The sequence below is a fragment of the Candidatus Margulisiibacteriota bacterium genome (assembly GCA_031268855.1).
Lineage (GTDB): Bacteria > Margulisbacteria > Termititenacia > Termititenacales > Termititenacaceae > Termititenax.
The window spans coordinates 1-9514 of sequence record JAIRWS010000064.1; the positions used below are offsets into that span (position 1 = coordinate 1).

A 9514-nucleotide genomic window follows, 5' to 3' on the forward strand; every position below is an offset into this window, starting at 1 on the left:
ATCCGAAAACTAAACCGTATATACGCTACATATGGTGTGTTTCCACCGTGAAACATTTTGTTCCACGGGATCAATAGGCTCGCTCCCTGAGCGGAGTATCCTGCGGATACGCTGGCGAACCGATCGATCTCCAACCTATGCCGTGTACCCACCGCTAAACATTTTTGTAATTTTTTCTTAAAAAAAGATACATTTTTGTCATTTAGGCGGTTGGTTCTGGGCGGTTTTTGGCTTATTTAGACTATTTTTCGTGCTTGGCACAAAGCTTGTTAATTCTGAAGCAGGGTTTATCACCCCAAAAATCTGAGGAGGTAATTATGGGCTGCTGTGCAGAAAAACCGGATATTACGGAATTGTTCGGTTCCAATGTGTTCAATGACAAAGCGATGAAAGAGCGTCTGCCCAAAGACACTTACAAGGCGTTGAAAAAAGCGCTGGTCGGGCAGGCCGAGCTGACGCCGGATGTCGCCGATGTCGTCGCCAATGCCATCAAGGACTGGGCGATCGAAAAAGGCGCGTCGCATTACACGCACTGGTTTCAGCCGCTGACCAATATCACCGCGGAGAAACATGACTCATTCATCAATCCGACCGATGACGGCGGCATTATTATGGAATTTTCCGGCAAACAGCTGATCAAGGGCGAGCCGGACGCTTCGTCTTTTCCCAGCGGGGGCTTGCGCGCGACGTTTGAAGCGCGCGGCTACACAGCCTGGGACTGCACTTCGCCGGTTTTCCTGAAAACGGACGCGGCGGGCGATGTCACGCTGTGCATACCAACGGCTTTTTGTTCTTATACCGGCCACGCGCTGGACAAAAAAACTCCGCTCCTGCGCTCGATGAACGCCGTGTCCAAACAGGCCTTGCGGGTCTTGAGAACTTTCGGCAATAAGACCGCGGTTTCCGTGCTGGCGACCGTCGGCCCCGAGCAGGAATATTTCCTCGTCGACAAAAAATATTATCTGGAACGTCTCGACCTCATCATGGCCGGCCGCACATTATTCGGCGCGCCGTCGCCCAAAGGCCAGGAGCTGGAAGACCAGTATTTTGGCGCGATCAAAGACCGCGTATCCGCTTTTATGAAAGACCTCGACATTGAGCTGTGGAAAATGGGCATTCTGGCCAAGACCAAGCACAACGAAGTCGCGCCCAGCCAGTTCGAGATCGCGCCGGTTTTTTCCACGACCAATATCGCCGCCGATCACAATCAGCTCCTCATGGAGACCATTCAGAAGATCGCCCTGCGTCACGGCATGATCTGTCTGCTACACGAGAAACCTTACGCCGGCATCAACGGCAGCGGCAAGCACAATAACTGGTCGTTGTCCACGGACGACGGCCAAAATCTGCTGGAGCCGGGCAAGACCCCCGAACAGAACAGCCAGTTTTTGGCTTTCTGCGCCGCGGTCATCAAAGCCGTCGACACACACGCGGACATCCTGCGCGCCACCTGCGCCACCAGCGGCAACGACCATCGCCTGGGCGCCAACGAAGCGCCGCCCGGCATTATCTCAATTTTTTTAGGCGACCTGCTCACGGAAGTTTTGTTCGGCATCGCTTCCGGCAAAAAAATAAAAACCGGCGGCAAAGAATTTTTGAAAATCGGCGTGGACACTTTGCCCGCTCTGCCGCTGGATAATTCTGATCGCAACCGCACCTCGCCTTTTGCTTTTACTGGCAATAAATTTGAGTTCCGCATGGTCGGTTCCTCAGCGTCAATTTCCGGCCCTAATGTGGCGCTGAATACTATTGCCGCCGAAGCTCTGGACGAGCTGGCCGGCCGGCTGGAAAAAGCCAAAGATGTAAACGCGGAAGTCGCCGCCTACGTCAAGGAAGTCATCGAGAAACACGGCCGCGTGATCTTCAACGGCAACGGTTACACCGAGGAATGGCCGCAAGAAGCCGCCAAACGCGGGCTACCCAATGTGAAAAATTCGGTCGACGCTCTGAAGGCTTATCTGACGCCCCAAGCGCAAAAGTTATTCGAAAAATACGGCGTGTTGAGCAAAGAGGAATTACATTCCCGCTATGAAACTTATGTCGAACAGTATTACAAGCACATCAATATCGAAGCGCTGTGCGCTATCAAGATGAGCCGAACGCTGTACATACCGACCGCGCTGAAAGCCGCGGCCAAAGTGGCCGAAGAGACTACCGCCTTGAAAGTCGCGGGCGCGCCTACGGCTGTGGCGGAAAAACTGCTGGCCAAAGTCAGCAAACTGTTGGAAGCCATCGATCAAAAGACCGCGGTTCTTGAAACGGCCGCCGCCCAAGCCAAAGCCGCCGGCGACGCCACGGATCAGGCCACGCTCGCCCGCGATAAAGTGTTCACGGCCATTGCCGCCCTGCGCGAGAATGTAGACGCGCTGGAAGTTATCCTGCCCGCCGATCTCTGGCCGACGCCAACTTACGGCGATATGCTGTTTAAGCTGTAAATCAAAAAGTCGAAGCGTCGATTCGTCAGCGTCATTGGTCTGCGGCAGGGTGTCTAATGTCTATATCCATTTACGAAAGGCACACATTGTGATACAATGTGAATATGCGGTATGTTTGGGATGAGCAAAAAAATGCGTTATTAAAACAAACACGCCATATTTCTTTCGAGCAGGTTGTTCTGGCAATAGAAGAACGCAAAGTGGCCGATGTGTTGGACCACCCCAATCAAGAGAAATACAAAGGACAATTTTTTATACTGACAGAAGTAAATGGATATATATATGTGACGCCCGCAGAACTTACAGCGGAGGGTTATTTTCTGAAAACTATTTACCCCAGCCGCAAGTATACGCAAAAATATTTAAGAAAGGACTAAAAATGAAAAAAACAAAATTTTTGGACAAAGCGGAAAAAAAGCTGATCAACTCATTGGAAAAAGACGGCTGGCGGCCGGTAGGCGATTTGCAGGAGTGGCAAGAAAAATTGGCTAAAGCTGCGACTGCTACTTTGACTAAAGACCAGCGCATGAATATTCGTGTAACGCAAAGCGACCTGGCTGGCATTAAATTGCGCGCGGTTGAAGAAGGCTTGCCTTATCAGACGCTGATTTCCAGTATTATTCATAAATATCTGACTGGCCGGTTAGTAGACAGCAAAATACACGCTTAATTTTTCCGCGCCTAATTTACGCTAAGCGTTTTACCTGCCACGGCCTTTGGCGTACAGCAGCAGATAAAAATACAGAAAGAAAAAGACCAGCGCCAGATAAATGATCAGCTCGCCGAAATAAGTGTAAACTGTTTTTTCCGTCAGCAGAACTGTCTCCGTGGTCAAAAATTCTTTGGCGTCGATCTCGGACATTCGCAGGATGCGTCCGCGGTTGTCAATGAGCGCCGAACGGCCGGTATTCGCGGACTGCGCGGTATAACGGTTGTTTTCCACCGCGCGCAGGACAGCGTAACTCAAATGCATATCCAGCAAAGGAGTGCGGCCAAACCAGGCGTCATTGGTCAGGATCAAGATCAGCCTGCCGCCGCCGCGGATCTGCTCGCGCAGCTGATACGGAAAAGTCGACTCAAAACAGACGGCCGCCGCATAGTCGCCGCCAGGATCAGCGCCGGTCTCTCCAGCGCTGTACTCGCTGTCAAAAAAACCAGTGTCCGCCACCAGCCAGTGCAGCAGTGGCTTGAACGGCAAATACTCGCCAAACGGCACTAAATATTTTTTGTCGTGCAGGACGGTCAGGCCGCCGTAACGATTGAACAAAACCACGGAATTATAGTAACGTCCGTCACCCGCGTCGCCCTGCCGCGGAATGCCGAAAACCAGCGAAAAATCCAGAGCGTCGCGCAGGGCAAACATAAATTCTTTATTGTGCAGTAAAAATTCACCCAAAATCGTTTCCGGCAGGACTAGCAGATCGGTCTTAGCATTCAAAGAAAAATCCCGTATATCCTCCAGGTAACTTTTTTTCAAGGCCGGCCAAAAAGTCTCGTCGAGTTTGACTTTTTGCGGGATAGCCGGCTGGAACACCGTCACCACTTTGTGGCTGTCATTCAGCTGCTGGTAAATGTCGTGCCAAGTTAAGCACAGACTGCTTAAACCCAGGCCAAAACCCAGCAAAACAAGCAGCGCGGCGGAAGCGCCCAGCCAAATTTTCTTTTCCGTTTTTTCCGCTGGCCAAAAACGCGCGGCCAGCGTTCCGCCAAAAACATTCAGAAAAACCAAAACAAAAGTTAGTCCGTACGGGCCGGTGTAACGCGCCAGCTGCAAAAACTCGGGGAATAAATACTGCGAGTAAGCCAAGCCGCCGAGCGTGAAACCAAAAACACCCAGCGAGCGCAGCCAGTCGAAAAACACCCAGGCAAAAGCATAAGCCGGCAAAGTCCAGAGCACACCGCTAAAATTTTGAGCAGGCGCGCTGCGCTGGACAAATTTGCCGAGCAGCGCCGCCGCGGCGCCAAAGAGCGCTTGAAAAAAAGCCAGCAGCAGCCAGCCCAAAATTATCAAAATCAAGGAGGAATATTCCGCCAGCACAAGCATGTGGCGCAGCAGCAGCAGATAAAAAAGCAGGCCAAATAACAGCGCGTAACCCAGGACGCCGCGGTAAGAGCGCGCGCGGCAGATCACCCAAAAGAACGGCATCAAGCTGATGAAAGCCAGATAAAAAAGTTTGTAGGGCGGAAAAGCTAGCGCGGTCAAGACCGCTGAAAAACTCACCAGAAAAATATTTAAAACAACCGGCATCAGTACTCCCTTATTTGCACATTGTAACTGATTATATTTAAGCCAGGCGGAATAACGCCGGGGCGGTCAGGCACATTATCCAGGTCTTCCGCTTTATTTGTATCTAAATGGATCAAACCCAGGCCGTCCATTAAACGCCGCGGCGAGCCAGCTGTGTCCTGAACGGTCAGTAAACCAAAATAAAAACTATCGCCTAATGCGGCCAGAGGAATATTCCAGCGCAGTTGATTGCCGGCGCGGGAAACCGGCTGAGCTTGCTGCGGCGTGAGCCGCCCCTGATCGGACGGCGTGAAACCACCACCACTGCCGTAACGCCACAAAAACTGACCGACGCTGTCATACACAAAATACTGCGCCCATTTGGCAAAATATTGTTCATATATTATATCCAATGCTTCGTTATAATTTGCTCCAGAATTAACCTGAGAGTAATATTCCGTTAATACAACGCTGAAATTTTGCGAAGAAATATTGGCGTCGTCCGGCGAAGCAAAATAATCCAGACTGCCGTCGGCTTGCAGCAAGCGCAGATCGTTGCCGCCGATATTCTGCGTGGCGATCACCAAATAATATTTATAATTGACGTCTGTCGCCGGCATTCCCGCAAAAGCAAAAGTAAACTCCGCCTCGCGGATATTCACCGCGTTGCCGGAGCTATCAGTGATCGTTTTGTCCGTCACAATACGTCCGCAGCCGACCAGCAAAAGCAGCGGCAAAAATAAGAGCATAATTTTTCGCATCAGGCAATTATACATCACTCATACCTCCGTACTTCTGTCGCGTTCAAGGCGTCGGAAAAAGCGTCAAAATTAAATTCATTATCCTCGTTGCCCGTCAGCTTGAATTCCTGCTCGGGGAAAGCTTTGAGCGAGAAAACCACATACCATTCCTTGCGCAGCGGCGTGAAATTGTAGCGCATATACCAGCAGTGCAGGTCTTTGCCCAGGCCAAAGGTGTCCAAATTAAAATATTCCGTGTAAAAATCATAAGTGTTTTTGAGCAAAAAATGCCACTCCGAAGTCCAGAAATTCCAAACGCTGTTTTCCCGATAAGGCTCGCCCAGATAAAAATCCAGCTCGCTCGACGCGGTTTTTAATTTGCCGGCGTAAGCGTTTTCCTCAAAATTTTTATTTAGGTCTTTGGTAAAACTCAGACGGCCGGCGTTTTTGCCAAAACCGAGCTGCAAACCGCCGATCAGATCGCGGTACAGAGCGGTGTAGCGGCTCTGGCCGGTGGACAAATTAAATTTAAGCAGGCCGTTGGCCCAGGGGTCGAGGCGCAGATTGTAGAGATCGTCGTCGTAAAGATTATTCTCAAAATCTTTGCCCAGAACAGCCGAAAGCTCCCAACTCCTGCCTTGATAAAAACCAACGGTGTGTTTGCCCCGTTTGGTGTGGTACTGCTTGGGGTCGTCGTAGAAAAACGGCGAGCCGCCCTCGCCCTGCGTCTGCTCATATTCCAGTTTGTTTTTAAAGAAACCCCACCAGTCGGCCAGCAAATACGGCCGGTCAGACAATTGATAATGCTGATCCTGCGTGCCGTAAGCGGCTTGATTGTAACTTTCCAGCAGAGTTACGTTCGCCAGCGCATAGGGCAGCTCAAAAGTTTTGAAAAAATTATAATTGGCGGTGTATTTGGCAGTCTCAAAAAAGCGGCGTTTGGCGTAAGCGGAAAAATATTTGGACTCGCGGATCCAGCCGCTGCTGTAGCTGGAATCAATAGAGAACAAGGCGGTCTCTTCGTCCGCGCCCAGAATATTCTGCCGCACGGCTTTGACCGTGATTTCCGGCGCTTTTTCCACCCACTCCGCGGAAAGCGCGTCAGTCGTCACCTGGTCATTGTCCAGATCGTAATAATATTTTGCTTCGGCGGTCATTTTTTCAAAAAACTTTTTTTCCTGCGGCGTCAATTCCAGAGAGTGCGCCAGATCCAAACGCTGCTCGTAAAATTTATCGTTAGCCGTCTTGGCGCGGTAGTAGACCGGGTTGATGCTGTAGCGCCACTCGTTATTGAGCTGAAAACTTTCGTTGATGTTCAGGGCTTCGTAGCGGTAGCCGTCGCTGCGGCGAAACTCTTTTTGCCAGACGGTCTTATTGGTCTGCGCGCCCAGTGTGGAATTGGTCTGAAAATTTTGCTGCTCGCGCGCCGCCTGATAATCCTCGCGGAAAGAATATTCCGCGTTCAAGCGGTCAGCGGTGTCCTGGCTCCGATAAGCATAACGCAAAACATCAGACAGGCTGTCGTCATAACCCTGCGGCAGAAGATAAGTTTTGCGGTAACGATGTTCGAGATCGAGTTGATTATCGTCCGCAAAATTCAGACGCTGCCGCCAATTTAAAATCAGACTGTTGCGTATTGGCCGGGTATCCTGCTCGGACACTTGATAAAAAGAAAAATAGCCGGGCTGGCCGTAATCATAACTATGCCAGAAGCCGCTGCCGTTGCCTTTGAGCGACATGGCGTCCCAGTACACGCCGCCCGCATTGTCGGCGTCCAAAAAATACAAAGTTTCCGTTTTGATGAAATTGCCCTCGACCGTATTCGAGCCAACCTTAGGAAAAGTAAAGATCAGCCGGCTCGGCCCCGTGTAAAAAACATAATACGGCGTGTAAAAAAGCGGCGCCGGCACAAACCAAAAATGCGCGGTCAGGTGATAAGCCACAATTTTGTCGTCGGGATAATACAAAAATTCTTTGGCGGCCAGACGGTAATGCGGCTCCAGCAGATCGCAGGAAGTCAAGCCGGCCCGCGTGCCAGACCAGCGTTCCGCATTTAAAACACTCGCGCCGTCTTTGAAATTAATGTAAAATTTTTGCGCGGTTAAATCCGGCCGCAGCGCGGCTTTGAGGCCGTAAACTTCGACGCGGCTGCTGCGCGTGTCAATGAAAATCCGGTCAGCCAGCACCTCGCGGCCGTCATAAACCAGACGGGCGTTGCCGGAAGCGCTGATCTTATCCGCTTGATAGACTAATTCATCGCCGCGGATCGTCACCGGCAGACCATCTGCCGCCCAGAGGCCGGCGGCCGTCAGCCCCAGCAATAATAATGAAAGCCCCCCCCGCACAGTGGAATTATAACAGATTTTGCGCTAATCCTGCTGACATCCGCCGCTCATCCGCTCTGGCCAAGCCGCAAATTATTCTTCTGAAGTCTGTAGTTTTTGGAGCTTTTCCAGCAAAGAACCGCTTGACGGTTTGGCTGCGTCCGCCGGAAGCTCCACCTGATCGAGGCGAAACTCAAATTTACATTCCTCGCAGTCGTGGTATTTTTTCTCCCGATCGATCTTGATCTTCATCTGGCAGTTTGGGCAGTTAATAAAAATAAATTCACTCATGTTATTATATATTACTATGGAAATAGCCAATCGCAAAGCGGGTTTTGACTATACGATACTCGAAACCATTGAGGCCGGCATCGCGCTGGTCGGCTGTGAGGTCAAGTCGATCCGCGCCGGCAGCGCCAGCATCAAAGAAAGCTACGCGCGGGCCAAAGGCGCGGAGATTTTTTTGGTCAACATGTACATCGCGCCTTACGCGCAGGGCAACATTCATAATCCGCCGGAAACCCGCGAACGCAAGCTGCTGCTTAAACGCCGGGAGATAAACAAACTGCTCGGCCGTCTACAGCAAAAAAGATTATATCTCGTGCCGCTCAAAGTCTATCTCAAGAAAAACCGCCACGTAAAAGTTTTGCTGGGTCTCGGCCAGCCCAAAAAACTGTACGACAAAAAAGAAAAGAAAAAACAGCGCGATCTGGAGCGTGAACTGCGGCGGGATTTTAAAGTTTAAAAAGCCAATTAAAACCCGAAACACCCAGCGTCAGAATGAGTGTCATCGCCAGACCGGCCAACGTTGTACCCAGCAAAGCAGCCAGAATAATTTTGCGGCGTCCCAGCCCCAGCAAATAACCGGCCAGCGCGCCTGTCCACACACCGGTGCCTGGCAGCGGCACGCCGATAAACAAGACCAGACCCCAAAATTCCCATTTTTGGATCTGCGCGCTTTTGGCGCGGGTTTTGGCGTAAATCCTGTCCAGCAGAGCGTCTAAAAATTTTATTTTGCGCAGAAATGGTTCGATATGCTCCAGCGCGAAGACAATAAAAAAAGCTGGCAGCCAGGAACCGACAATGCTCAAAAACAGCACGGTCAGCGGCGACAGTCCGACCAGAAACCCATAAGGTATCGAGGCGCGCAGTTCCAGCAGCGGCGCCGCAGAGAGAGCAAAAACGATCAGCCAATTCAGCATGGCGAATTAAAGCGCATCAAAGGGAATAAAACAATCTCCGCGGCGCGGTGTTAGTAGTCGTTTAGGGCAAAAAGGGTGGCGGTTTATTTTGACACTGAAGCTGGCTCTAGCACAGTAGTGCCTAGACCGTCCGCGCTGTCATCAACATAATTCACAGGGGGTTCCGCAGCATCAAAGTCTTCCGAACCAGCAAGGACTTGTACGGAAGTCAGGCTGCCGTTCGCAAAGACCAGTCTGGCTTTGAGGCCGGTAGTTCCGACATCCCTGTCGATATACGGTTTATCCGGCGTCAACTCCGCTATTTGCTCTGCCGTTATGGTGATATTGTCCTGAGCAGCGATCAGAAAAGTATAGCAGTCCTGGCCTGCTTCATCTTTGTGTTTTAAGACAATGCCGGAGCTGTCAGCGACAGTTATTGTCTGAACTTCGCTGATAGTGTCCAGCGGAACATCCGTCAAGGATCTCATAAGCTCGCCAGTCGGGCGGCCGCCGATCTCGGCAGGCAACATGACCTGCCTGTCACCAACCGCGCACGATATATACTGCGCCCCGCTCGTGTCGCCCTTAATGGCATAAAGCGGTTCAC

10 protein-coding genes are annotated in these 9514 nt (G+C 51.1%); 4 read left to right on the forward strand and 6 right to left on the reverse strand.

Features of this window, described 5'->3' with window-relative positions; translation table 11 throughout:
- Positions 1–317 precede the first annotated feature (317 nt).
- From LBJ25_03930 to LBJ25_03940, 3 genes are all read left to right on the forward strand, one after another.
- Entirely contained in the window at positions 318–2435 is a 2118-nt protein-coding gene (locus tag LBJ25_03930) for a glutamine synthetase III (protein ID MDR1453106.1), read from the forward strand.
- Between the two features lie 104 nt (positions 2436–2539).
- Complete coding sequence (locus LBJ25_03935) at positions 2540–2812, forward strand: toxin (GenBank protein MDR1453107.1); 273 nt, start codon at positions 2540–2542, stop codon at positions 2810–2812.
- Between the two features lie 2 nt (positions 2813–2814).
- On the forward strand, positions 2815–3105 hold the full coding sequence (locus tag LBJ25_03940; GenBank protein MDR1453108.1) for an antitoxin: 291 nt from the start codon (positions 2815–2817) through the stop codon (positions 3103–3105).
- A 30-nt stretch (positions 3106–3135) separates the two neighbouring features.
- Here LBJ25_03940 and lnt read toward each other — a convergent pair whose 3' ends face one another.
- The 4 genes from lnt to LBJ25_03960 all read right to left on the reverse strand — a co-directional run bounded on the left by lnt (position 3136) and on the right by LBJ25_03960 (position 8017).
- Positions 3136–4683 carry an apolipoprotein N-acyltransferase gene (gene lnt / locus LBJ25_03945; GenBank protein ID MDR1453109.1) on the reverse strand — a complete coding sequence of 516 codons (1548 nt, stop codon included), beginning with the start codon at positions 4681–4683 and terminating at the stop codon, positions 3136–3138.
- Complete coding sequence (locus LBJ25_03950; protein ID MDR1453110.1) at positions 4683–5423, reverse strand: hypothetical protein; 741 nt, start codon at positions 5421–5423, stop codon at positions 4683–4685. The genes lnt and LBJ25_03950 overlap by 1 nt, the downstream gene beginning before the upstream one ends.
- A 14-nt stretch (positions 5424–5437) precedes the next feature.
- Complete coding sequence (locus LBJ25_03955; protein MDR1453111.1) at positions 5438–7747, reverse strand: hypothetical protein; 2310 nt, start codon at positions 7745–7747, stop codon at positions 5438–5440.
- Positions 7748–7819: 72 nt separating this feature from the next.
- On the reverse strand, positions 7820–8017 hold the full coding sequence (locus tag LBJ25_03960) for a hypothetical protein (protein ID MDR1453112.1): 198 nt from the start codon (positions 8015–8017) through the stop codon (positions 7820–7822).
- Positions 8018–8033: 16 nt separating this feature from the next.
- Here LBJ25_03960 and smpB point away from each other — a divergent pair, with 16 nt between their 5' ends.
- On the forward strand, positions 8034–8471 hold the full coding sequence (gene smpB / locus LBJ25_03965) for an SsrA-binding protein SmpB (GenBank protein ID MDR1453113.1): 438 nt from the start codon (positions 8034–8036) through the stop codon (positions 8469–8471).
- On the opposite strand, the gene LBJ25_03970 is transcribed toward smpB, so the two are convergent.
- Positions 8461–8928, reverse strand: a complete 468-nt coding sequence (locus LBJ25_03970) for a small multi-drug export protein (protein MDR1453114.1) — start codon at positions 8926–8928, stop codon at positions 8461–8463. The two genes, smpB and LBJ25_03970, sit on opposite strands and share 11 nt — an antisense overlap.
- Before the next feature lie 83 nt (positions 8929–9011).
- A partial coding sequence (locus LBJ25_03975) for a hypothetical protein (protein ID MDR1453115.1) occupies positions 9012–9514 on the reverse strand: 503 nt, incomplete at its 5' end.

What these genes read in the sequence shown, in the direction of transcription:
- LBJ25_03930 (MDR1453106.1), top strand. Translation starts at nt 318, where the DNA reads ATGGGCTGCTGTGCAGAAAAACCGGATATTACGGAATTGTTCGGTTCC.
- LBJ25_03935 (MDR1453107.1), top strand. Translation starts at nt 2,540, where the DNA reads ATGCGGTATGTTTGGGATGAGCAAAAAAATGCGTTATTAAAACAAACA.
- LBJ25_03940 (MDR1453108.1), top strand. Translation starts at nt 2,815, where the DNA reads ATGAAAAAAACAAAATTTTTGGACAAAGCGGAAAAAAAGCTGATCAAC.
- lnt (MDR1453109.1), bottom strand. Translation starts at nt 4,683, where the DNA reads ATGCCGGTTGTTTTAAATATTTTTCTGGTGAGTTTTTCAGCGGTCTTG.
- LBJ25_03950 (MDR1453110.1), bottom strand. Translation starts at nt 5,423, where the DNA reads ATGCGAAAAATTATGCTCTTATTTTTGCCGCTGCTTTTGCTGGTCGGC.
- LBJ25_03960 (MDR1453112.1), bottom strand. Translation starts at nt 8,017, where the DNA reads ATGAGTGAATTTATTTTTATTAACTGCCCAAACTGCCAGATGAAGATC.
- smpB (MDR1453113.1), top strand. Translation starts at nt 8,034, where the DNA reads ATGGAAATAGCCAATCGCAAAGCGGGTTTTGACTATACGATACTCGAA.
- LBJ25_03970 (MDR1453114.1), bottom strand. Translation starts at nt 8,928, where the DNA reads ATGCTGAATTGGCTGATCGTTTTTGCTCTCTCTGCGGCGCCGCTGCTG.